This is a genomic window from Niallia sp. FSL M8-0099, from assembly GCF_038006945.1.
Taxonomy (GTDB): Bacteria; Bacillota; Bacilli; order Bacillales; family Cytobacillaceae; genus Niallia; species Niallia circulans.
Map to the genome: position 1 here is coordinate 195,519 of NZ_JBBOWF010000001.1, position 24,605 is coordinate 220,123.

The window sequence follows — 24,605 nt, forward strand, 5'->3', positions numbered from 1 at the left end:
GAGGGGAATGATTTATACGTTATTTCATTGAATCTTGCTTATTTGGTTCCATCTCTATATCAAAAGATAATTGGATGCCAGTCGTAATTTTTGCATCATTAGCTGATTTGTTTTTACGAGGTACAATTATCACTTTTGTTTCATATCCGGGAATTTGAAGCTTTTTTATAATCTTGTTCATACTTTTGTTCCTGTAAGTGGATGAACAACTTTATGATAGATTTTGAAATTCCTAGTGATTCACAATGCTCTAGGTATAATTTCATCCAGTCCGTATTTGGCTTCTTGTACTCCACTGTGGAGTCCTCCTTTCTGTAAAAGATAAATGCTCTTGGCCTCAAGCGTTAATCATCTTACTTTTAAGAAATTAATATTCTTATAGGTAAAAAGAATTATTTTTACTTTCTGCAAATGGATGTGATATTTACCTCTTTAAATTGAAGGTCTTAGGAGGGTAAATGTAAGATACTGAAGTGTACAATTTACTACCGACATACAATATTGCTTTTACTTTTTATATGTCTTTTTGAAGTTATAAAAGAGCAATTCCTATATGGAAGCCTTTTTATTATAAACAAGTCGGTATTTATAAGTTTTAAAATTAAATTATGAAAAATATTTAAACTTACTATTTACAATACTAACTTAATGTAGTATATTTAATGTAACGAAAAAAACCAATATTGAAAGGCGGAATGTTTAATGAACTACATTGATTTTAAATTACAAGATGCGACAAAGGTTTGTGTGGATGCTTTACAGTTACGTGGTTTTCAGGTAAAAGAAACAAATGGCTGTATCGAATTTTTAGCTTCAAGTGCAAAAGATGATTTAAAACATACTATGGCGATTTTGAATAAGTTAGATATTCCATTTATAATGAAGGGCGATAATCTAATTGAAGTGTTGGTTATATCACTGCCATTAAGTATTTATAATAAAGTGGCACGTTTTGGTGGGAATCCGTATTCAATTCCTTATGCAGAATGTCAAACACACTGGCGCTATTTCCTCAATCATACGTTTGGGATTCGAATAAATGCGTTGGAAGTTGAATTCAATATGGCTGCTTTTATGAAAGCTGCAAATCTAGCGGGGATTCGAGTATTATCTGGTTGTAATGGTCATAAACGAAACTCACCAAGATTCCAAATTGTGGGTGTGTATTATGGTGCTTGGTTTGAAACAGTCCAACAATTATTTATGAAAGACTTATCACTAAATTATGAATGGAAAGTCTTATATCAAGGAGAAACTAAAGCAGAGATTCGTGCTATTGGAACGGAATGGGATATGGAACGTATTCATCAAGATACTATGAAAATGGCAGAATGTTTACAAAAACATGCTCAAGTAATCCGTGATCTTAAAGTCAACGCATTTGGTAGACGGGATGTAAAGGCAAAACAATTGGCAAATCAACAACATTATAGTGAGTTAGTTCAATGGATGTTAGAATGTGCAATGAATAGTTGCATTTAATTTATAATCATAATAAAATAGTATATACAATACTAACTTTAAATATTGTTTATAAAAAACGAAAGTAGGTTGCTTCGAATGAAAAAAGATTTAATAAATTTATTAGATAGACATCGAGGGATGCTATCACCTCAACAGCAATTACAAATAGGGTCACTGATGGTGTCGGTTGGAGATAGTAAAACATTAAGACAAATTGCGAGTTCAATTAATGTTGTAAAACAATTAGAAGCAACACTTGAATCTTTATCGTATAGTCAATTCACAAAAGAGAGACTTCAGAGAGATTTATATCAATTCAAATCAAGTATTTCTGTAAGTGAATTAGTTGATATGATTTTAGATTATGCAAAGTTATTAGAAGTAACTGCCCCATTAACGTTATTTGATGAACTAATAGAATTAACAGAGGAAAAGTATGGTTCAGTAAAAGCAACCCACCAACAAACAGAGATTGTAAAACATTTTTTCAATATACAAGAGCATGAAACAGTGTTTAGTGGCCGCATTGGAAAAGGATTTGAGGTAACCGATTTATTACAAAATAAAACACTAACTTCAATATACGGGCAAGATTTTGCGGTAGAAGATTTGGTCATCGCAGAAATACGTTTATATTTAGCTGGTTTTACAAATGTTCAATTAAAACAAGCCAATATTTTAACAGCACCAGCTTTTGGTAGCCGATATTTTAATTATATTTACGATACACCGCGTTTTGGTTATAAACCTATGTCCGAAGAAATGGATCAACTAAAGCATGATCCGCGTTTTAGTTATTATGGTGTACCTTCTCGAATGAATGCAGACTTAGGTTTTATGGTTGCTGGTATTCAAACATTAAATGAGAAAGGTAAAGGAGCTTTCTTCTTTACAACAGGTGCGCTTTCACGTAGCGGAGCAGATGAAAAAATTCGTGAACGGTTAGTAACAAATGACGTAATTGAAGCGGTAATTGAATTTCCCGGAGGTTTCTATGCCCCAGCAACAGGTATTTCCTCCGTTTTAGTATTAGTGAATAAAGCAAAAATGAACCATGCACAAGATCAAATTCTGTTCATTAATGCAACAGCGTTATCGGAAAATGTTCGAAAGAAAACAATGCTAACAGTAGAAGGTTTAAAAGAGATTTTATCAATTCTTTCAGAACGTAGAGAAGTAAAAGGTATTTCGAAAATTTTGGGAACAAATGAATTACATGATTATGAACTTGTGCCAAGTCGATATGTATTTGAAAACGAAATGGATTTAGATATGTACGGTACAGTTGAAGTAGATTTACATGCCTTCGAAACATTAAATACTGTTCCATTACACAAAGTTGCAACGACTTTTCGCGGTTATAATGCACTACCAAAAGATGAGAGTCCGAATGGGAATGTCGCGATGTTAAAGATTTCAGATATAATAGATGGTGTGATTCAAGAACATAGTTTAACACGATATGATTTAGGGGGACGTGTGAAGATAGAAAGTTATCGACTACAACACGGAGATATTGTGCTATCAATTAGAGGACAATTAAAAGTAGCTATTTTTGAGAGTAAACGTGAAGATGTACTTCTTTCACAAAATTTTATTGGTATACGTTGCAATAAAGATATTGATCCAGCGTTTCTGAAGTTATATTTAGAATCACCAACCATGCAATTCATTATGCATAACAAGCTAACTGGTTCAACAGTGTTGAATTTACCACCGAAAGATATCGAAGAATTTAGGATTCCAGTTTTACCTTTGGAACAGCAACAACAAATTGTTGCAATTTATCAAAAAGAACAAGATGAATTAAAAGCTGAATTAGAAAAAATTCAGTCAGACTTAAAGAAATCTAAATTAAAAGTATTTAAACAAATGGGCATTGAACAAACATTTAATTTAAAATAATAGATTAGGGGGAGGTGCCTACTCAAATGGGCATCTTTCCAAAATGGAGGTCATTACATGATTACAGGTGAAATTAAAAATAAAATCGATGGGATTTGGACAACGCTTTGGACAGAGGGCAATACAAATCCATTAACAAATATTGAACAATTAACTTATTTGCTGTTCATTAAAGGATTAGATGAAAGCGAATTGCGTAAAGAAAAGGATGCAGCTTTTTTAGGCTTAGAACATACAGGGATTTTTTCTGAAATGCCAGCTGATTTAACGGATATACAAAAAGAGTATTGGCCAAAAATGCGATGGACTCAATTTAAACAACTTCCTGCAGAAGAGATGCATCAAGTGATGATTACTACCATCTTCCCATTTATTAAAACGTTAGGTGGAAAAGAAGATTCTGCGTTCTCTAAATATATGAAAGACGCTTCTTTCATGATTAATAAACCAGCAACACTCCAAAAAGTTGTTACTGCGCTCGATAGTATTTCAATGGAAGATCGTGATACGCAGGGAGACATCTATGAGTATTTACTATCAAAGTTACAAACGTCCGGTACAAATGGTCAGTTCCGAACACCACGCCATATTATTAATATGATTGTTGAATTGATGAAACCTACACCTGAAGATACAATCATTGACCCTGCGATGGGATCAGCGGGTTTCTTAGTATCAGCAAGTGAATACTTACGGAAGAACCATAATGATTTATTCCTTGTTCAAGGTTTAAAGGAACATTTTCACAATACGATGTTTTATGGGAATGATATGGATACCACTATGTTACGTATTGGTGCAATGAATATGATGCTTCACGGGGTAGATGCACCAAACATCGAATATCGTGATTCATTATCAGAGGACAATAAAGATGCAGAGAAATATACATTAGTATTAGCCAATCCACCGTTCACAGGTTCTCTTGATTATGAATCTGTATCAAATGACTTATTAAAAATTGCAAAAACAAAGAAAACTGAATTGCTATTTTTATCCCTATTCCTACGTATTTTAAAACCGGGTGGACGCGCGGCGGTCATCGTACCAGATGGCGTATTATTCGGCAGTTCCAATGCCCACAAAGCCATTCGAAAAGAAATCATTGATAATAATAAGTTGGAGGCTATTATCTCCATGCCGAGCGGAGTGTTTAAACCATATGCTGGGGTATCAACAGGAATTATGATTTTTACTAAAACAGGTACAGGTGGAACAGATAAGGTCTGGTTTTATGATATGAAAGCGGATGGCTTTACTTTAAATGACCATCGTACACCAATTGGCGAAAACGATATTCCGGATATTGTTTCCCGTTTCAATAATTTACAAGATGAGATTGAACGTAAACGAACAGAACAGTCATTCTTTGTACCGGCCGATGAGATTCGTATGCAAGAATATGATTTATCAATTAATAAATATAAAAAAATTAAATATGAACAAATACAATATAATACTCCACAAAATATTATTTTAACAATAGAGGAATTAGAAAAGGATATTATATCTAATTTAAGCTTATTGAAAGAGTTGATTTAAAAATGGCTAAATTTGAAATGAAGTTATTAAATGAACTATGTGAGATAAATATTGGAAAGACACCAGCAAGAGCTAATGGGGAATATTGGAGTGGTGAACATCAATGGCTAGCAATTTCAGATTTGAAAAGTAAGTATATAATAAATGCGAAAGAAGGAATAACACAAAAAGCAATACAAGAATGTAATATGAAATTAATCCCTAGAGATACTGTAGTTATGAGTTTTAAACTGTCGTTAGGGAAATCTGCAATTCTAAAAAAACAAATGTACTCAAATGAAGCTATTGCATCTTTTCCAATAAAAAATCCAGCTGAAATTATACCCGAATATCTGTACTATGCTTTAAAAACTATAAATCTTGAGAAATATGCTGATAAAGCTGCTAAAGGAGTCACATTAAATAAAAAGAAACTAAATTTAATTGAAATTCCTTATACAGATATCGAGAGACAAAAGAAAATTGTAAGGATTTTAGAATTAGCTGAGAAATTAATTGTAAGCCGTAAATATCAAATCAGTGCATTAGATGAATTAACTCAAAGTGTGTTTTTAGAGATGTTTGGAGATCCGGTAGATAACCCTTATAATTTTGAAAGGGAAAAACTCGGGGAGCTGATTGACGTCATAGGCGGTTATGCTTTTAAGAGTAATGATTTTATTGATGAAGGTATTCCAGTTATAAAAATTGGTACAGCAAATAAAGGTTATTTTGATTTAAATACTTTAGCGTTTTTACCACAAGACTTTGGAGATAAATATGAAAAGTACCTTGTAACTTCAGGGGATTTATTGATTACTTTAACAGGTACAGTAGGGAAGGATGATTATGCTAATATTTGTGAGGTTACTGATGATTATTCTAGATATTTATTAAATCAACGTGTTGCGAAGTTGAAAATTAAATCAAATAATATAAATAAACATTATCTATTCTATTGTTTTAAGCAAAAAAAATTTAAAGAGCAATTAACAAGTGTGAGTCGAGGTGTACGACAAGCTAATATATCAAATGACGATATAAAAAAATTACTAGTTCCCCTTCCTTCTTTAAAAACACAAGAGAAATTTTCTGAAATTATTTTGAAAATAGAATTACAAAAAAAGGTATTAACAAGAAGTCTAAATAACTTAGAGTTACTTTATAACTCCCTACTTCAAAAAGCCTTTAAAGATGAGCTGTTTCAAGAACAGAAGTTGAATGATTTTGTTTTGCAAAGGAGTTGATGTGATGTCCAATTTTGTTTTTTTGCAGGAGAAGCAAACGTTTAAAAGTTTTGCGAATGCTTGTATAGAAGCAGAAAAAGCCATGCAAGTTAGTCCAGCGACGTGTGCGATTCTATCTCGCCGCGCGCTGGAGTTAGCGGTGAAATGGGTTTATCAGTTTGACCAAGATGTAAAGATCCCATATCAAGATAACTTATCAAGCTTGATTCATGATCGACATTTCCTAGCCATTATTGATGAAGAATTGTTGCCGATGTTGAAATATATTGTGAAGCTAGGCAATGCATCTGTGCATACAAATGTTGCAATTACACGAGATGAAGCGGTTTTGTCGTTACATAATTTACACCAGTTTATTTCGTGGATTGATTATTGTTATGCAGAGGAATATACAGCACCAGATTTTAATGAATCTCTCCTTTATACATCAGAGTATAAGCGTGAACGGCCGGAAGAACTTCATGATTTATATGAAAAGCTAAGTGCCAAAGATCAGAGTCTGGAAGAGTTGCGTAAGCAAAATGAAGAGTTGCGTAAGCAGTTAACAGCGAACCGAGTTATGCAACAGGAAGAGTATCATTTCCAAGTCGATGAAATATCAGAGTTTGAGACACGGAAACGCTATATTGACTTAGACTTGAAATTAGCAGGTTGGGAAATCGGTAACAATGTGCTTGAGGAATATCCAGTGCAAGGGATGCCAAATAACACAGGGGAAGGCTTTGTTGACTATGTGTTACTTGGGACAAACGGCAAAGTGTTAGCAGTTGTTGAAGCAAAACGCACTTCAAGAGATGCGAAAGTTGGTCGTCAACAAGCTAAGTTGTATGCAGATTGTATCGAACAAGTGCAGCAAATTCGACCAGTTATCTACTATACAAATGGCTTTGAAACCCATATATGGCATGATGAATATCCTGCTCGCAGTACATCTGGATTTTATACACAAGATGAATTACAACTTATCATTGATCGCCGAAAGTTGAAGAAACCATTAGTCAATATTGATATTAATGATGACATAACTAATCGATATTATCAAAAGGAAGCCATTTTAGCTGTTTGTGATGCGTTCAGTCACAACGGGCGTAAAGCGTTACTCGTCATGGCAACAGGAAGTGGGAAAACTCGTACTGCCATTTCATTAGTGGATGTATTAACGAGACATCATTGGATTAAAAATGTGTTATTTTTAGCGGATCGTAAGTCACTTGTTAAGCAGGCATTTCGTAACTTTAACACGCTCTTACCAAATTTGTCTTTAAGTAATATGCTTGAGAAAAAGTCGAATCCAGAGGATGCGCGGATGGTCTTTTCAACGTATCCAACGATGATGAACTCGATTGATGAAGTGAAAAGTAAAGATGGTAACCGTTTATTTACGGTCGGTCATTTTGATTTAATCATTATCGATGAATCCCACCGTTCGATTTATCAAAAGTATAAAAGCATTTTTGACTATTTTGATGGGATGCTTGTTGGGTTAACCGCTACACCAAAGAATGAACTGGATAAAAATACGTATACGATTTTTGATTTAGAAAACGGCGTACCTACTTTTGCCTATGAGCTGTCGAAAGCAGTAGAAGACGAGTATTTAGTTGATTATCGTACACGGGAGACAACATTGAAGATTTTAGATGATGGAATCCGCTATGATGATCTATCAAAAGAAGAGCAAGAAGAATTTGATGAAATTTTTGAAGATGAGCCACAGGTAAAAGATATCGACAGTGCTGCGATAAATCGATTTGTCTTTAATAAAAATACAATTGATCACGTTCTGCAAGATGTTATGGAAAATGGCATTAAAGTAGAAGGCGGCGATAAACTAGGAAAGACAATTATCTTTGCGAAAAATCATAAGCACGCCCTAGCCATTAAAGAACGTTTCGATTTGAAATTCCCTGAATATGGTGGTAGTTTTGCAGAAGTTATTGATTACAGCGTGGAATATTACCAAACTTTGATTGATGACTTTTCAGATAAAAATAAAATGCCACAAATAGCGATTTCGGTTGATATGCTTGATACAGGAATTGATGTGCCAGAAGTTGTGAATCTCATTTTCTTCAAAAAGGTCCGCTCTAAAACGAAATTCTGGCAAATGATTGGTCGCGGAACACGTTTATGTGAGGATTTATTTGGTCCGGGAATGGACAAAGAGTATTTCTTGATTTTTGATTATTTGCGAAACTTTGAGTACTTTCGTGCCAATGAAAAAGGAGAAGAATCGAAAGTCACACAAACCCTTACAGAAAAGTTGTTTAACTCAAAGGTTGATATTGTTCGTGAGTTGCAAGATGTTCAGTATCAAGTACAGCCCTATTCTGAATACCGTCAGCAGCTAGTAAAAGAAATTTTGGCTGATATACGTGCTTTAAATGATGAAAATTTCCGAGTGCGTCAATATTTGCAATACGTGCATAAGTATCAAAACGCAGACAACTGGCAAGCATTATCTGTTGTTCAGACTAACGAAGTAAAGGAAAATATTTCACCGTTAATCGCACCAATTGATGACGATGAATTAGCCAAGCGTTTTGACTTATTAATGTTAACAATAGAATTGGCACAATTGCAGTCAAACAATGCAACTAAACCTATTCGTCGAGTTGTTGATACAGCAGAGGCACTTTCTAAATTAGGAACAATTCCAGCAATAGAAGCACAAAGAGAAATTATTGATGAAGTGCGAACAAGTGAGTTTTGGCAAGAAGCCTCGATAGCAGATTTAGAAAAAGTACGTGAGGCCTTGCGTGATTTAATTCGCTATATTGAGCGTACCCAACAGAAAATTTATTACACTGATTTTAAAGATGAAGTAATGGAAGTAAGAGAAAACGAGTCGATTTTAAATGTGAATGATCTTCAAAGCTATCGTAAAAAGGTCGAACATTATTTAAAAGAACATCAACATGAAGACACATTAGCAATCTATAAACTTCGTAATAATAAGCCATTAACTAAACAAGATATTGAGTACTTAGAGCAAATTCTATGGAATGAACTAGGCTCTAAAGAACAGTATGAAAAAGATTTTGGTGATACACCAATAACAAAACTTGTTCGGAAAATTGTTGGGCTAGACCGAAAAGCGGCTGTTGAAGCATTCTCTACATTCTTATCAGAAGAAAAATTAAATCTACAACAAACTCAATTTGTCGAGTTAATTATTGATTATGTAGTGAAAAACGGAACTCTTGAGCGCCAAGCATTACAACAAGATCCATTTACAACATTAGGTGGGATAACAGTCGTGTTTAAAGACCAACTGCCAAAAGCAAAAGGGATTTTAGATATTATTGATATGATTAATCGTAATGCCGAGGAGATTTCTTGAGTTGTAACCCTAGCAGACAGTTACAACAAAAAACTCAATTTATAAATACCTTTTTTTAAGACACCTTTGATATGTTTATTAGGGTGTCTATTTTTATCTTAGAAAACAAAACTTCTTGCATATAGCAACACTCTAAATTAAAAATGATTCTGGAAGGATGAAGCACATTATGAGAGACCCCAATAGAATTAAGAGAATATTAACCCTGCTCCAGAAGATATGGGAACACCAAGCCGATGTGAGGTTTAATCAATTAATTTCAAACTTACAAAGTCTCTATTCTCAAGAAAATAACAGTTATGGTCGTAGAGAAGTATATACTAAAAACTTTATTGACCTAGAGAAAACATCTTACCTAGACTTTTTCTATCTTGAGGATGATAAGTGGGAGGAATTTCTGACTTCATATTGGTCAAGTATTAAACAAGAAATAATGCTGCGAAGAAAGGAAATTGATGAAGATAAAATTGATGAAGTAATAGGGCTATTCATGGAAGCAGGGATTAGTAATGAGCAGATTACGAATCCCTTTAAAGAAAACCTAAAAGCGTTTTTTGTTCAAGAAAGTAGATGGTTAACGGTTGAAGCAATAGTAAATCTGGTTCGAAACTTTTCACAAAATGAGAGAATAGAACTTTTTGAAAAGGTAAAGCTTTATATCTGATATTTAATTACGGTAATCTATTGGATAATACAAAATAAAAAACAGAAGGAGTGTATTTATCTCCTTCTGTTTTTGACATACAGATTGCACTAACAATATCATGATTGCCAGACTTCAATAAAATTAAACGGAACCGCCATGTATTTTTATATGTGGAGGGCTATTAATGGTATAATATTCCTATAAATCTTTAGAGGGTGGTTTAGAAGATGGGTATGGACGTAACTCCTGATAAACAAAATATAAATACTGTTTTTTCTAACACAACTTATTATATTGATTTCTATCAAAGACAATATAAATGGTCGAACGAACCTGTTTACAGATTATTAGATGATGTTTTTTATAAGTTTAGTATTGAGTATGAAAAGCATTGCACCAGTGACATCCCTCTTCATCAGTTAATAGAAGAATATGGATGGTATTATTTGAATACATACGTAACTAATCCTGTTGGCGGGAAGTTATATATTGTCGATGGACAGCAAAGGTTAACTACAATTACTTTAATTTTGATTAAGCTAATGCACCTTGGTAATCATCATAACTCTCCTTTAGTTGATTGGATATCTCAAAAAATAGTTGGATTTAATGGATATGAAAAAGAGTTTTGGATGAAACATGAACAACATTTATCTACAATGAAGGCGCTATATGACGGTCATGACCTTACTGGGATAGATACCTCAAGCGGAGTAACAGCAGTTAACATGGTAAGTAATTATTCGGCTATTTCCCAATTCCTTGATGATAGGTTACAAGACAAACATAAGTATGAAAGTTTTGTATTTTATTTTCTTAAAAGACTGGTACTAATAAATTTGAATGTGGAACAAACAGATGTACCAATGGTGTTTGAAGTAATTAATGATCGTGGAGTAAAGCTAAAGCCTTACGAAATCTTAAAAGGAAAACTTCTAGGACAGGTGGACAAAAAAGAACTGGACCATTTCCAGTTAAATGAACTGTGGGATACAAGCATTGGGGAAATAAACCGAGAATATAAAGACGAAGTAGATGAATTTTTTATGTATCTACTTCGTGCTAAATTTGCCAACACAATAGGTGATTCAAGAAAGTACGATAAAAATAATTATCATAGGACTATTTTTGAAAAAGAAGTGAATGCAAAGTGGAAGTTAGATCATAATCCCAAAGCTGTTAAAGATTTTTTGATTAACGACTTCAAATATTTCACCTCTTTATATAACAAAGTATTAAACTATTACTCTAATGAACACGAGCCATATATTCATGTTTACTATAACCGTTTAACTGAAATGGATAGTCAGTTCTTGTTAACGCTATCCGTTTGCAAATTAAATGACTCAAAGGAAGATGAGAAGATTCAAAAAATATCTTATGAGGTTGATCGATTCTATTCCCTTTTACAGCTTCAAAAAGGCTACGATAGTAATGATTATAACGAAGCGATCTATAAGATTAGCCAAAGTATTAGAGAGCAAGATGACTTCACGTATATACGGAAAGTATTCGATGAACAATTAATATCTATGCTCTCTGAGAACCGTGGATTAGACATTAAGAAGCCAATAAGTTATCAATTATTCAAGGACACCGGTTACGAATTAAATAAGAGGTTTAAAAGATACTTTTTTGCTAGAATTGAAAAGTTTATTTCAAAAGAAACAAATATGCAAATGAGACATTCTCTGTACGATTTAGTTTCGAACACAGGGTCTGTAAATGGTTTTCACATTGAACATATTCTTTCTGTAAACGCAGATAATTTAGCAAAATTTAATAATGATAACGACAGATTTGAAAGGGAAAGAAACCGTCTTGGTGGTCTGCTTTTACTTAAAGGGAAAGATAATATTTCGAGTAGTAATGAAAAATATTCCGATAAACTGAAGACTTATGCTAATACTCTTTATTGGAATGAAACTTTAAGGCAAGACACGTATAAAACGAAAATTGACTTTAAAAAAATGATAAACAATCTTCACTTAGACTTTGAGCCAATGGATGATTTCGGCCCTGATGAGTTAGAAAAGAGACATAAATTACTGTATGAAATTATCAAGATAATTTGGAAATAGATATTGTTGAAGAAAATGAGCCTAATACGTATTTGATTCTGTTGAAATTCCATACATAACTTTCTTGGATTTAGATAGATGAGAAATTTAATATTATCAACCTTGTTTAAGAATTGGTCATATTATAACAGATTTAGGACATCTCTCACTTCGATGTTCGAATGTTTTAAGTGAAAGTATTGTGGGTGTTTATTCATAATATAAATCGGAGGTATCTAAAATGGCTGAGCCAATAACTATAAGACAAATAATTAATAAGGTTACTAGTGGGGAAATTCGTATTCCATCGTTTCAAAGAGATTTTGTGTGGACCGCGAATCAAGTAGCATTTTTGATGGATAGTTTATACAAAGGTATACCAATAGGAAACTTATTTTTTTGGAAGACTAATGAGAAGTTAAAAATAGAAAAAGATTTTGGGAATTTTACTCTTCCAGAACCAGAAAAAGATTATCCAGTAAAATATGTGTTAGATGGTCAACAAAGAATTACTTCATTATTTACTGTGTTTCAGGATGTAATAGAACCTACTAAAGATAATCACAGTTGGATAGATATTTATTATGCTTTTAAAGCAAATGAAAGCTCAACCGAAAGCCTATTTGTAGCATTAAAAGAAGATGAAATAGATAAAAAAAGTCATTTTCCTATGAAAGTCTTATTTGATTCTGTGGGATATAGAGATGCAACAGACGGACTAACAAGAGAAGAAATAAAAAAAATAGATAAGCTACAGGAGAAATTTAAAGAGGTAATGATCCCAATCCAAGAAATAGAAACAGATGATAAAGGTAAAGTTGCTATAGTATTTGATAGAATTAACCGGGCAGGAACTGATTTAGATACGTTCCAATTAATTACTGCATGGTCATGGAGTTCAGAGTTTGATTTTAATGAAGAAATAGAAAAATTAGCGGATGAGTTAGAGAAGTTTAATTTCGGGGAATTATCTGAAGATAAAGATTTACTTTTGAAATGCTGTAGTGGAGTAATTAATAGAAAGGCTTCACCTGACTCCATTGCTTCTATAAACGGAGAACAAATAAGAAATAATTTTAATAAGATTGCTAATGGGATTAAAGGAGCTATAGACTTCTTACAAAGGGAGCTTAATATTAGTTCATATAAGGTATTACCTTATCCTTCAATGCTAGTTTCTTTAACAGCTTTTTTTGCGACAGATAAAGTTAATGGAAGACTTTTTAATGATAAACAACGTAAGGAACTGATTAAGTGGTTTTGGAAATCATGTTATTCAAGAAGATATTCTAGCGGAGTGAATGATAAGCATGAAAAAGATATAGAGAGTCTATTAGCACTATTAGAAAACGATGAAGTGGTTGTTTCAAACTTTAAGTGCGAGATTGAAAAAGAGTTCTTCTTAAAAAATCAATTTGACTTATCAACCGTAAATACTAAGGTATTTGTCATAACCTTAGCAAATTTATTTCCTCGGTCATTTATTTCTGGTGCAAAAGTTGATTTGGAAGAAGTATTAAAGAATTGCAGTAAAAATGAGTTCCATCATATTTTTCCAAAAAATCATCTTAAAGGATTGGGATATAACAATAAACAGATAAACGTTTTAGGGAATTTATGTTTCTTAAATAATGCTGATAATCAAAAGATAAAAGATAAAGCGCCATCAGATTATAAAGTAATGTTACCAAAAGAATCTATAGAAGAAATATTTAAATCACATGGTTGTCCCGAAAATGCACTTGATTTAAGTTATGATGATTTCTTAAATAGTAGAGCAGAAATTTTAACCCGTTTTGTAAAAACATTAATATAAATTACAAAACATAAAATTAGATTTTATTCTAAATATTATGAGCAAATTTTTTTGTGGTTTATTATTCATTTGGTACTTACACAATCTCATATCCTAATTAGAATAGCTAAAGGGGATTAAATCATTGAAAAATATGAACATTTTTGAAGTATTATATTCGAATGGTATAATTGTTGAAGAATTGGGTTTAGGTGAAAATTTTTATTCGTATAATATAACCTTTGATATAAAGTATTCCAACAATATTAGTAGGAACATAGAAATGTATAATATAGATTTTTTCTTACATGCTGCAAAGAATAGGGCAATAATGCAAGGTGATATTACAAACTTTATTCCAGAACCGAAAGTACAACAACACTCTTCAGCACCTTATTCATTTAAGATCAATGCCCCATTACCAATAGTAGTTTATTTTGCAGAAAGAATTATCAATATTTAATAGATTTTTGTTCGTCTCTAATGGATCGGCTGCTAACATTTTGTTAACACAATCTAAAAAAAACTGTAAATCGATGCTAAAGTTAACATCTAAACGTTAATCTACCGCACATTTTAGACCTCTTGTTAACGATTAATAAACGCTCTCAGATTTTGACCGGGGTGTGATAGTTGTTAAATCCACTGATTCATAATGATTATTAAATGATTTACTAACAAAATGTTAATATTATATTGATAGAAGAGGCTTCTCACTAGTTGATTTAACTTTTGGGAAGCCTCTTCTATTTACATTTTTGATATAACAACATTCTGTTGGTTTTGACATCCGAATAGTCAGGTGGCCAATGATTTGTTTGAGAGAGGCATCTGTCTCGCGGTTTAAAAACACTTTGCTTTAAAAGGAGGAAATTTACAATTTGGTGTCGAAATATGACAGAGAATGCATTTCCTTAATGGAGGATATTACGAATGAGTACAGTCTTAGATGGTGGCTATTATGCTATCAAAGGATTTAATTTTCAATATGACTATACAATTATTAGGATTTTGGAGCAAACAAATGAGTTAAATGAAGTAGAAATTGAACAAACTGAGGATTATAGTGATGAAAACATTATTGTTCAAGTTAAATATAAAGAACGGGCAAATTTCTCAAATTCTCAAGTGAAAAAGCCGCTTTGTCAGTTGCTAGAGATTTTTAAAACTGATAAAAGGAAACCAGTTTTATACGCATACTTTAAAAACAAGGAAGAGCAAGAAGTTTCTTTGAGTTTACAAGATTTAAATGACATTATTGGAGACTGTAAGATAAAAAATAAGCAATATAATTTTGAAGAAGAGCTAAAAACAGAATTTATAAGTCAATTCAGAATGACTTTTACTGGTAAATATCAAGAGCAATTTGAGTTCTTAATTGAGAAGATAAATAAGGAATTTAATTGTGAAGAAGAAGAAGCGTTTATCTATTATGCTCAAATTTATAAGTATATTGAGAATAAAGTAGTAAATAATGCTCCAGAAGATAAGCACAAAAGAGTATGTTCTAAGAAAGAGGTAAAGGATCTAATAACAAATAGTAGAGAAGTTATTTTTCATTCTAGTTATACTCAATTTTTAGGTAAAGAAAAATATTATAAATTTATTTATAAAAGATTTTTTCGTGAAACGAATATTAATTTCCATGAAAGAATCTTTTTATTTGAGTTACCAGAAAACTTTGATGATACAAATCTGTTAATTCAATTATCCCGAAAAATTATTGAGAGGTACTATAAAAAAGGTACATTTGGTGGTGCAACTATAATAAAATCTCCCGCACCATATATCTTTTTTCAAAATGTAAAAGATACCGTGCTAAAGAATATGAAGACCGAACTATTATCTGAAGGAATAATTTTTAGAGACGGTTTTTGCTTTGAAGGTGCTGATTTTTTCTTGAGCAATTTATTAGAAGAGAGTACTCCACAAAATAATATAGAACTTAAATTTATTAATAGATATGAATATATCAAAGAAATTATTTTACAACTACAAAGAACAAAAAAAATATATAACCTATATTTAGATAAAAGAATTGAGCAAGAGGATTTAGGTATAAATCACATTAAGATTGAGGACTTTAGTGATATTAATGAATTTTTATTTTAGGGGTGATAATTTATGGAAAAAATTAATGCTGAAGTAATCTCCGTAAAACCGGATAAAGTTAAGATATCTGTCGAAAGATTAGAGGATTTTAAGATTGCTGAAGAGGACTTAAAAGTTGGTTCTTACTTACAAATTTCCGATGATAATGATGTCATCTTAATAGCGATTATTGAAAGTTTTTCTATTGATTTATTAGAGGTTAAAAAGTCTGATGATAAGGGTTCAAATTATTTTGAACTGCAAAGAAAATACATAATAGAAGCAAGTCCTGTCGGTGTATTAAAGGATAGCAGGTTTATACGAGGAGGGGATACCTTATCAATTCCTCCAAAGGCTGTTAAACCCGCTGAAACTAAATACATAAAACAAATCTTTGAAAATAGCATTGAAACTGATAAAAAATTTAGCTTTTCAAAATTGGCAAATAACCCAGAAGTTAGTGTGCCGGTGGATGGAAATAAATTTTTTAATAAGCATCTAGCAATCGTAGGTGCTAGTGGATCAGGAAAATCACATACAACAGCAAAAATAATACAAAATGCAAATAGTATTAAAGAGAGTGAGTATGAGGGATTAAATAACTCTCATGTAATTATTTTTGATATTCATTCTGAGTATGAAAGTGCATTTCCTAACGCAAACAAAATAAATGTAGAAAATTTAATATTACCTTATTGGTTATTAAATGGTGAGGAGCTAGAAGAAATATTTCTAGAGTCAGGTGAATTTAATAATTATAATCAAGCTTCAATCCTTAGAAAATTAATAATAGCAAATAAAAAGAAAAATAATACACACTCGGGTGATGTTTATTTTGATAGCCCGTTAAAGTTTAATATTCAGGAAGTATTAACGTGTCTAAAGAATCTAAAAAGAGAAACAAAGAATGCAAAGTCAACAGATAGAATAATGATTGTGGATGATTCTTATGAATTAAATGATGGAAAGACAGAAGTTAATTCTGGGATTTTATTAAATGATGAGGAAAAGATATTAAAGTTTTTTGAAGAAATATTTGACTTTCATCCGACCAAAAATCAAAACATTAAACATGGCGACTATGCTGATGGAACTTTAGACAAATTCATTTCTAGATTCGAAAATAAAATTAAAGATAAAAGATTGAGCTTCCTATTTGGAGATGCATCACAAGAAATTTCTTTTATTGACGTTATAAAAAACTTTATAGGTTACAAAGACGAGAAAAAGTCAAATGTAACTATTATCGATTTAAGCGGTGTCCCATTTGAAGTTTTGAGTATTACTGTATCATTAATATCGCGCTTATTATTTGAATTTGGTTATTTTACTAAAAAGAAGCAAGGTGAAAATAACACACCATTACTTTTAGTTTATGAAGAAGCCCATAAATATGCTCCAAAAAGCAACCTTGTAAAATATAGAAGTTCAACTTTAGCAATAGAACGAATAGCCAAGGAAGGTAGGAAATACGGTGTAACATTAGCGATAGTCAGTCAGAGACCTTCAGAGATTTCTGAAACTATATTCTCCCAATGTAATAATTTTGTCGCTATGAGATTAACAAATCCAGATGATCAGAATTATGTTAAACGTTTATTACCAGACACCCTTGATGGAGTGACTGAAAGCTTACCATCACTTAAAAGTGGTGAAGCATTATTAATTGGAGATGCTGTGGTGATGCCATCAATAGTCAGTATAGAAAGATGTGCCAATGAACCATCATCAAATGACATAAGATATATTGAGCTGTGGAAAGAAAAATGGAGAGATATTGATTTTAATAATACATTGGAATCTTGGCTTGATTAGTAATTAAAGAAAATAATTGATCATATCCAAACCATAGAAAGCATTTTAGTAGATTAATATTAATTAGTCCATATGTAAAAGTACATTTATTTAGTTAAGGAGTAATAGGATTGAAACATTCCTTTAATTTTCCAGAACACGTTAGAAAAAGTGTAAAAGATTATGTTAATGATAAGATCAATAAGACTGATTCAAAACGTTATTATCAAGAACCTACTTATACCTCCGCCTTACTCTCTAAGTTGGAAGGTGTAGTTTATAGTGACTCAGACATACATATTGAGCTTATCCCTACTGTTTTTAATGATAGGGGAAGAAACTCCGCAGAATCCCGTTCAGGTGCTGATTTTGCAATTACAGCAGATATAAGGGATAAAAACAAAAAAGTAAAGAAAGCTATTTTAGTGCAAGCGAAGATGGATGAATCTGATCTGAATAGTGCTGATTTAAAAAAGCAAATAAAAAAGATGAAAAAGTTGACTAGATCGCCAAAAGTATTAGTTCTTAATCCAGTTGGGGAAAGAAGAGATCCCTATGTATGTAGCGGAACGAAAATCTTGGATGGTCAAAAATATAATAAACAAAAATTGGCTGATTATTTTACATCAAGAATTTTAACTACATTTGATGGAGATACACGGGAGGACTTTATTGATAAAGTGCAAGATAGTGGACTACCTCTATTGCATGTAGTTGCAATTAAGGATAAAAAGATTGTAAAATAATGTTTTTTAATTATTTAATCTTGTCTTGAAAAAGGGATTAACAAAGCTAACATTTTGCTAAAGCTACCCAAAATAAACGGTAAATCAACGTTAAAGATTTACAGTCAACAATATCCGAAATGATGATTTACCTCACTTTTTGCACCTCTCATTAACGATATTATACTCTCAGTTTACGGGCGACATGATGTAATATAGATTTTTACATATAAAAATAATCATAAGGTAAACACTACTACATCTATATTTATCTGCCATCACCATCCAAGCCATGTGGAGTGCGTCGCGCAATTAACATTAATAAAATAGGATTTCCATGCAAGGTATGTACTTTTTGTCCATATCCCCTGCAAATATACTATTCAAAAAAGGATGCTTGTCTATGCATCCTTTTTCTTTTTTATTAAGGCTAGTACCATAAATAAGCTAGGAAGAAGAAAAAATAAAGGTAAGCTTAAAAAATAAGGAACTACTGTTTTTGATTCGGTGATATGGTCAGAAAAGTTTATGCTAATAAAGGATGAGTATATGGATAAGATACACATCATTGGAATGACTAATAGGCGATAAGGGAGTTTAAAAATGTATTCCAGCCCCTTTAAGCCAGCAAAGGATAAAATACAAACTTTAATTATTACTCCTAATGCAATAATAAATACGGCGAACGCATCTACCCTTTGTAAGAAATCACCTATACTAATTAACCTTGTTGCACTTACAAGAGGAAAAGCGCTGCGAGATGCAATGGATGGACCTAAGGAAGCAGTCACAATGAATGTTCCTATTGTTAACCAAAATCCTGATGATAGGATTGAATAGAATAATGTGTGTCTCGCATATTGTTGTTTAGGTAAATGAGAAAATAAAAATGTTAAGGCAAATAATTGACCATATGGTCTTATGAGTTCGTATGGGAAAATGGTATTTAACAATGGTTTAACCCCTGTAGCTAAAATAGGCGTAACTCGCTCTAATTTTATGTCGTTATTACCAAGCAATAGAATCGTCACAAGGATAATAAAAAGAATAGCGTATGGCGTAAATACTTCTGTAACTCTTCCAAGTACTTCCACCCCTAAATATACGATGTATGCAAGGATGATAACGAGGCTTAAGCTGCAAACTTCTATCGGAGTGTTAGGGAGGATAAAGGTTGTTACCAATTCTCCAAAATCACGAATAACTCTAGTTGCTAAATAAAAAAAATAGAGTGTATAGATATATGTAATGAAAATAGCAATGGGACGATTTAAAATGTATTCAAGCATTTCGGAAAAATGTTTATTGGGTAAGATTTCTTGGAAATGGTAATAAAATAATGCGATGAAAATTCCAATGATGGAAGAGCATAAAACGGCAATCCAGGCATCCTGTTTTGCATTTATCCCAATTCCGATAATAAGAGAACTCCCCAAATTAAATCCAATAACAATGTGGAATAATTGGTTTAAAGAAATTTTTTCTTTTAACACCATTTTCGAAACTCCCTTTAGGTATATAACTTTTTGATATGTCTTATCATTGGTTAAAATCCTAAAACTATTCCAATATATTGAAATGTTGTCAGTGTTTTTGTGCTGGATTATGCGCGAAAATGAATTCGATATGGTCATCTGTCATAATTCATGGTATTACGAAGGAATGCTGTTTCTTTGACCAAGTTTGGGAAAAGAGGTTTTAGAATTTGTAAAAATAAGGGGTACCAAAATGAATTCTCAATCATTTGGCACCCCTCAATCATTAGTTAAAATACTTTCGTCGTCCAATCCTCACAATTCCAGATATCTGTCGCAATTTCACGATAGAAATCAGGTTCGTGGGATACCATCAAGATGCTTCCGCGATATTCTTTTAAAGCACGCTTTAGTTCTTCTTTTGCATCTACATCTAAGTGATTGGTAGGTTCGTCTAGTATTAATAAATTCGTTTCTGTGTTTAAAATTTTGCACAAGCGAACCTTGGCTTTTTCTCCACCAGAAAGGACTTCGATTTTACTTTCAATATGCTTCGTTGTTAATCCACATTTTGCAAGAGCAGCACGTACTTCCGCCTGATTCATACTTGGGAATTCGCTCCAGATTTCTTCGATACAAGTATTATAGTTGGACTCTTTTACTTCTTGTTCAAAGTAACCGATGTGTTGATAATCACCGCGCTCTACTTTACCCGAAATAGGATTAATCAACCCGAGAATACTTTTTAAAAGCGTAGACTTACCAATACCATTTGCTCCAACAAAGGCAATCTTTTGTCCTCGTTCCATTTTCAGATTAAGAGGGCGAGAAAGTGGTTCGTTATAACCAATAACAAGATCCTCCGCCTCGAAAATCCACCGGCTGGCTGCGCGAGCTTCTTTAAATTTGAACTCTGGTTTTGGTCTTTCTTTCCCTAATTCAATAATTTCCATTTTGTCGAGCTTCTTTTGACGAGACATCGCCATATTACGAGTCGCAACACTTGCTTTATTACGAGCGACGAAATCTTTTAAATTAGCGATTTCTTGCTGTTGACGCTTGTAGGCAGACTCGAGCTGCTGTTTTTTCATTTCATGAATTTTTAAGAAGTTATCATAGTCGCCGACATAGCGATTCAACTCTTGGTTTTCCATATGATAGATTAAGTTAACAACACTGTTCAAGAACGGAATATCATGAGAAATGAGAATAAATGCATTCTCATATTCCTGTAAATAGCGCTTCAGCCATTCAATATGCTGTTCATCCAAGTAGTTTGTAGGCTCATCTAGTAATAGAATCTCTGGCTTTTCTAGTAATAGCTTAGCTAGCAAAACTTTCGTACGCTGCCCACCGCTAAGGTCAGCTACATCACGATCTAGTCCGACATCGTCTAATCCTAGACCACGAGCAACCTCTTCGATTTTTGCATTAATTTGATAGAAATCATTACTATCCAACGTTTCTTGCAGCTCTCCTACTTCTGCAAGTAAGGCATCAATATCAGCGCCTTCATCGCCCATTTTTGCATAAAGTTCATTAATCTCTGCTTCCGCATCAAAAAGATATTGAAAAGCAGTGCTTAGCGCTTCACGCATTGTTGTCCCTTTTTGAAGGACAGCATGTTGATCTAAATAACCAACACGGACTTTTCGAGACCACTCAATTTTCCCCTCATCAGGCTGCAGCTTCCCAGTGACTATATTCATGAAAGTGGATTTACCTTCACCATTTGCTCCAACAAGTCCAACGTGTTCTCCTTTTAAAAGCCGAAAAGACACATCATTAAAAATCGCACGATCGCCGAAACCGTGACTTAAATCTTTTACATTTAATACGCTCATTTTTTAACCCCTTTTCTACTATCCCATGTGGATATCATACTTGATTTAGACTGGATTTTCTAACGTGAATTTATATTGTCTAAAATACCATCCAACTTAGAAGGTATAAGAAAGTTTACCGAATCTTCATTAATTGGATATGAATTTTTTTCTTAGCTTCTTACAATAGGATAAAAGTCTATTATACAATATGATAAGAGGTTTTCCCATATGGGAATAGCTGAATAAATAATGAAATAATTGGTTGATTACAAAATAAAGTTTTAGGGTGTGCATTTCTAGGGAAGGTGAAAAGTAAGAGTTTTAATTTACTTGGCCTTAAAAAAAGTAATTCATACTCTCTGTTAATATTAAAAGGAAAAGAAAGAAATGGTAGAGAATAAATATAATCGATAAGTAAAAGTGAGAGTAGGGATATGTATGAAATTCGAGGATTAATTAAACTACAAATATTTATTTAGGAACAAATAGGATAAAGATTATACATTTTCGGCAGGTCGGGATTCAAACCAAAAAGGGATATTAAGGAGAAGCAGAGCTTGCTCCTTGATCGTAACTGTTGATAGGAAAAATAAAAGCCCTTACTAAGTCCGGTTTCGTCATTGGAAAAACGTGGTAAGAGGAGGAAGCTATGGGGAAATTAACTTTTCATAACCCAATTTTAGAACCTGGGGCAGATCCTTGGGTGTATAAGGAGAAAGAGACTTACTATTTTATGGTAACGAAAAAGACAAGACTTGATTTATGGAAGTCACCTACATTAAGTGGAATAGCCCAAGGTAATTGTAAAACAATCTGGACTGCTCCGAGTGAAGGAATCAATTGTGATAATATTTGGGCTCCAGAAATTCATCGGATTAATGGGAACTGGTATGTATATTTCACAGCAAATGACGGGATAGGCAATGATCAATCAAGGAAGATTTTTGTGTTAGAGAATCCTGCGGAAGATCCATTTAGCGGGGATTGGGTAGAGAGGGGGTATGTAAATACAGAGTACCCTGGTTTAGATGGAACGATTTTTGAACATAAAGGTCGACTTTATTTTGTTTATGCTGGATATGGGAACTTTCCTGAGTATGGATCAGCTCTATATATAGCTGAGATGGAAAATCCGTGGACACTTACCGGTCCGAACGTATTATTGTCAAAACCTGAGTATGATTGGGAAAAGCAAGGTGGAATGGCGATTAATGAGGGACCAGTAATGTTAAAAAGGAATAATAAGTTGTTTCTCATTTATTCTGCTAGTACCACTTGGTCGGATGATTATTGTTTGGGTATGTTAACAACCTCAGAGAATAAGGATGTCATGAATCCCGAGGTTTGGCTTAAATCTACAGAGCCTGTGTTTAAGAAAAGTATTGAAAATAAAGTACTTGCTCCTGGCCATAATAGTTTTACACAATCTCCTGATGGGACAGAAGATTGGATTGTTTATCATGCTATCTCCGAATCAGATGGAGGAAGCCAGCGAAGAAGTACTAGAATTCAAAAATTCAATTGGAATGCTGATGGTTCTCCTAATTTTGGGATTCCATTACGTACATCAACACCGATTATTATTCCTTCTGGTGAGTGATAAGGAGGGAACAGAGAAATTCGGTAAGAGAATGGTCGCTGCAGTGGAAAATTCCAAATAGATAATGAGTTAAAGGTAAATGGAGAGGAAAGGTCAAGATTTTTACTATGCATAAATAATTTAAAAAGGGTAGCAATAGGTGAATTTTTTTTGCTTTTTAGAGGCTGTTTCAAAGAGAAACTTTTGGAACAGTCTCTTATCTTCTGTACTTATCGTTTCAAAAATTTTTTGTGATAGCGAGTTGGACAATATTCAATGGATAGCAATTAAATTTTGATAGAAGGAAGAGTTCGGCAAGAAAAAGGGTCATTCCACTTTATTATTAGAATAAAGCAGAGGAGATTAACCACCCTCATTCTTGTCGTATGTATAAATTTTAATGTAAAACAATGGAAATGGCACTATATATTAATAACAAGGCCATTATTATATTAAATGGCTTCTGGTACTTTGATAATGACTTCTGAAAAATGGAGCCAAATATACTCCAACATAATGAGCTTAGAAATCCGATAATCCCTAAGAATAAGGAAAAGATAAAGTAACTAAAGTAAGAAGTGTAGTAAGGTAATATAAAGGTTGATACGACTGTAATCCCATACAGAATCCCTTTTGGATTAATAAATTGTATCAAAACACCTATTAAAAAAAGATTTTTGTTCGTCTCGTCATTTTCCTCATTATTATTGATGCCTTTGCTTGTAAGTGTTTTATAAGCTAAGAAAAGAATATAGCCGACACCTAAAATAGTTAATGGTACCTTTATAATTGGCAGGATGCTTATAAGCAAAAGATTAAAAATACTACACATCAACGCTAAAACAAAAAAGCCGGCTGAAACTCCCAGGCTGAACTTAATCGTTTTTTTAAATCCATATTTATTAGCAAACGACATTGCCATAAAATTGTTTGGACCTGGGGTAAAGCTGCTAACTAATACAAACAAAAGGAATGATAAAAAGGGCATATTTAACCTCCATTTCTATTTGATAGATTGTAATCTATGAAGATTACAATATAACACACTTTTGTTATATTACATAAAGTAGTGCTGGGAGTTTTTCTAATTATCAAAAAAATTCGATACAATTTAGGGCTGAATTTTTGAATTCA

General features: G+C 32.7%; 17 protein-coding genes. 13 read left to right on the forward strand and 4 right to left on the reverse strand.

Features of this window, described 5'->3' with window-relative positions; translation table 11 throughout:
* Window positions 1-19: 19 nt before the first annotated feature.
* Window positions 20-181, reverse strand: coding sequence for a hypothetical protein (locus NSQ92_RS00950; protein WP_341152250.1), 162 nt, complete (start codon window positions 179-181; stop codon window positions 20-22).
* Between the two features lie 521 nt (window positions 182-702).
* Here NSQ92_RS00950 and NSQ92_RS00955 point away from each other — a divergent pair.
* From NSQ92_RS00955 to NSQ92_RS01010, 12 genes are all read left to right on the forward strand, one after another.
* Complete coding sequence (locus NSQ92_RS00955) at window positions 703-1,482, forward strand: hypothetical protein (protein WP_341152251.1); 780 nt, start codon at window positions 703-705, stop codon at window positions 1,480-1,482.
* Window positions 1,483-1,560: 78 nt separating this feature from the next.
* Complete coding sequence (locus NSQ92_RS00960; RefSeq protein WP_341152252.1) at window positions 1,561-3,369, forward strand: N-6 DNA methylase; 1,809 nt, start codon at window positions 1,561-1,563, stop codon at window positions 3,367-3,369.
* A gap of 57 nt (window positions 3,370-3,426) precedes the next feature.
* Window positions 3,427-4,911 carry a type I restriction-modification system subunit M gene (locus NSQ92_RS00965; protein WP_341152253.1) on the forward strand — a complete coding sequence of 495 codons (1,485 nt, stop codon included), beginning with the start codon at window positions 3,427-3,429 and terminating at the stop codon, window positions 4,909-4,911.
* Window positions 4,912-4,913: 2 nt separating this feature from the next.
* A complete protein-coding gene (locus tag NSQ92_RS00970; RefSeq protein WP_341152254.1) occupies window positions 4,914-6,137 on the forward strand; it encodes a restriction endonuclease subunit S in 1,224 nt (407 codons plus the stop codon).
* Window positions 6,138-6,141: 4 nt separating this feature from the next.
* Window positions 6,142-9,480: a DEAD/DEAH box helicase family protein gene (locus NSQ92_RS00975; RefSeq protein WP_341152255.1), complete on the forward strand. Its 3,339-nt coding sequence runs from the start codon at window positions 6,142-6,144 to the stop codon at window positions 9,478-9,480.
* 169 nt (window positions 9,481-9,649) lie between these two features.
* A complete protein-coding gene (locus tag NSQ92_RS00980; RefSeq protein ID WP_341152256.1) occupies window positions 9,650-10,144 on the forward strand; it encodes a hypothetical protein in 495 nt (164 codons plus the stop codon).
* Between the two features lie 209 nt (window positions 10,145-10,353).
* Window positions 10,354-12,207, forward strand: coding sequence for a DUF262 domain-containing protein (locus NSQ92_RS00985; RefSeq protein WP_341152257.1), 1,854 nt, complete (start codon window positions 10,354-10,356; stop codon window positions 12,205-12,207).
* Between the two features lie 220 nt (window positions 12,208-12,427).
* Window positions 12,428-14,002 (forward strand): GmrSD restriction endonuclease domain-containing protein, encoded by a 1,575-nt coding sequence (locus NSQ92_RS00990; protein ID WP_341152258.1) that lies wholly within the window; start codon window positions 12,428-12,430, stop codon window positions 14,000-14,002.
* 124 nt (window positions 14,003-14,126) lie between these two features.
* On the forward strand, window positions 14,127-14,444 hold the full coding sequence (locus NSQ92_RS00995; RefSeq protein ID WP_341152259.1) for a hypothetical protein: 318 nt from the start codon (window positions 14,127-14,129) through the stop codon (window positions 14,442-14,444).
* A 470-nt stretch (window positions 14,445-14,914) separates the two neighbouring features.
* Window positions 14,915-16,093, forward strand: a complete 1,179-nt coding sequence (locus tag NSQ92_RS01000) for a hypothetical protein (protein ID WP_341152260.1) — start codon at window positions 14,915-14,917, stop codon at window positions 16,091-16,093.
* Window positions 16,094-16,105: 12 nt separating this feature from the next.
* Entirely contained in the window at window positions 16,106-17,887 is a 1,782-nt protein-coding gene (gene herA, locus NSQ92_RS01005; RefSeq protein WP_341152261.1) for an anti-phage-associated helicase HerA, read from the forward strand.
* Window positions 17,888-17,997: 110 nt separating this feature from the next.
* Window positions 17,998-18,612: a hypothetical protein gene (locus NSQ92_RS01010; protein ID WP_341152262.1), complete on the forward strand. Its 615-nt coding sequence runs from the start codon at window positions 17,998-18,000 to the stop codon at window positions 18,610-18,612.
* Window positions 18,613-18,992: 380 nt separating this feature from the next.
* On the opposite strand, the gene NSQ92_RS01015 is transcribed toward NSQ92_RS01010, so the two are convergent.
* Together NSQ92_RS01015 and NSQ92_RS01020 are read right to left on the reverse strand one after the other, a co-directional pair.
* Window positions 18,993-20,087 (reverse strand): GerAB/ArcD/ProY family transporter, encoded by a 1,095-nt coding sequence (locus NSQ92_RS01015; protein ID WP_341152263.1) that lies wholly within the window; start codon window positions 20,085-20,087, stop codon window positions 18,993-18,995.
* Between the two features lie 269 nt (window positions 20,088-20,356).
* Window positions 20,357-21,910, reverse strand: coding sequence for an ABC-F family ATP-binding cassette domain-containing protein (locus NSQ92_RS01020; protein WP_341152264.1), 1,554 nt, complete (start codon window positions 21,908-21,910; stop codon window positions 20,357-20,359).
* A gap of 631 nt (window positions 21,911-22,541) precedes the next feature.
* Between NSQ92_RS01020 and NSQ92_RS01025 the strand changes: the two genes are divergently transcribed.
* Complete coding sequence (locus NSQ92_RS01025; protein WP_341152265.1) at window positions 22,542-23,492, forward strand: glycoside hydrolase family 43 protein; 951 nt, start codon at window positions 22,542-22,544, stop codon at window positions 23,490-23,492.
* Window positions 23,493-23,868: 376 nt separating this feature from the next.
* Here NSQ92_RS01025 and NSQ92_RS01030 read toward each other — a convergent pair whose 3' ends face one another.
* Entirely contained in the window at window positions 23,869-24,459 is a 591-nt protein-coding gene (locus NSQ92_RS01030; RefSeq protein ID WP_144545420.1) for a LysE family transporter, read from the reverse strand.
* Between the last annotated feature and the right edge of the window lie 146 nt (window positions 24,460-24,605).

Coding starts and splice junctions, on each gene's coding strand:
- NSQ92_RS00950 (WP_341152250.1), bottom strand. CDS start 181: ATGAACAAGATTATAAAAAAGCTTCAAATTCCCGGATATGAAACAAAA.
- NSQ92_RS00955 (WP_341152251.1), top strand. CDS start 703: ATGAACTACATTGATTTTAAATTACAAGATGCGACAAAGGTTTGTGTG.
- NSQ92_RS00960 (WP_341152252.1), top strand. CDS start 1,561: ATGAAAAAAGATTTAATAAATTTATTAGATAGACATCGAGGGATGCTA.
- NSQ92_RS00965 (WP_341152253.1), top strand. CDS start 3,427: ATGATTACAGGTGAAATTAAAAATAAAATCGATGGGATTTGGACAACG.
- NSQ92_RS00970 (WP_341152254.1), top strand. CDS start 4,914: ATGGCTAAATTTGAAATGAAGTTATTAAATGAACTATGTGAGATAAAT.
- NSQ92_RS00975 (WP_341152255.1), top strand. CDS start 6,142: ATGTCCAATTTTGTTTTTTTGCAGGAGAAGCAAACGTTTAAAAGTTTT.
- NSQ92_RS00980 (WP_341152256.1), top strand. CDS start 9,650: ATGAGAGACCCCAATAGAATTAAGAGAATATTAACCCTGCTCCAGAAG.
- NSQ92_RS00985 (WP_341152257.1), top strand. CDS start 10,354: ATGGGTATGGACGTAACTCCTGATAAACAAAATATAAATACTGTTTTT.
- NSQ92_RS00990 (WP_341152258.1), top strand. CDS start 12,428: ATGGCTGAGCCAATAACTATAAGACAAATAATTAATAAGGTTACTAGT.
- NSQ92_RS01000 (WP_341152260.1), top strand. CDS start 14,915: ATGAGTACAGTCTTAGATGGTGGCTATTATGCTATCAAAGGATTTAAT.
- herA (WP_341152261.1), top strand. CDS start 16,106: ATGGAAAAAATTAATGCTGAAGTAATCTCCGTAAAACCGGATAAAGTT.
- NSQ92_RS01015 (WP_341152263.1), bottom strand. CDS start 20,087: ATGGTGTTAAAAGAAAAAATTTCTTTAAACCAATTATTCCACATTGTT.
- NSQ92_RS01020 (WP_341152264.1), bottom strand. CDS start 21,910: ATGAGCGTATTAAATGTAAAAGATTTAAGTCACGGTTTCGGCGATCGT.
- NSQ92_RS01025 (WP_341152265.1), top strand. CDS start 22,542: ATGGGGAAATTAACTTTTCATAACCCAATTTTAGAACCTGGGGCAGAT.
- NSQ92_RS01030 (WP_144545420.1), bottom strand. CDS start 24,459: ATGCCCTTTTTATCATTCCTTTTGTTTGTATTAGTTAGCAGCTTTACC.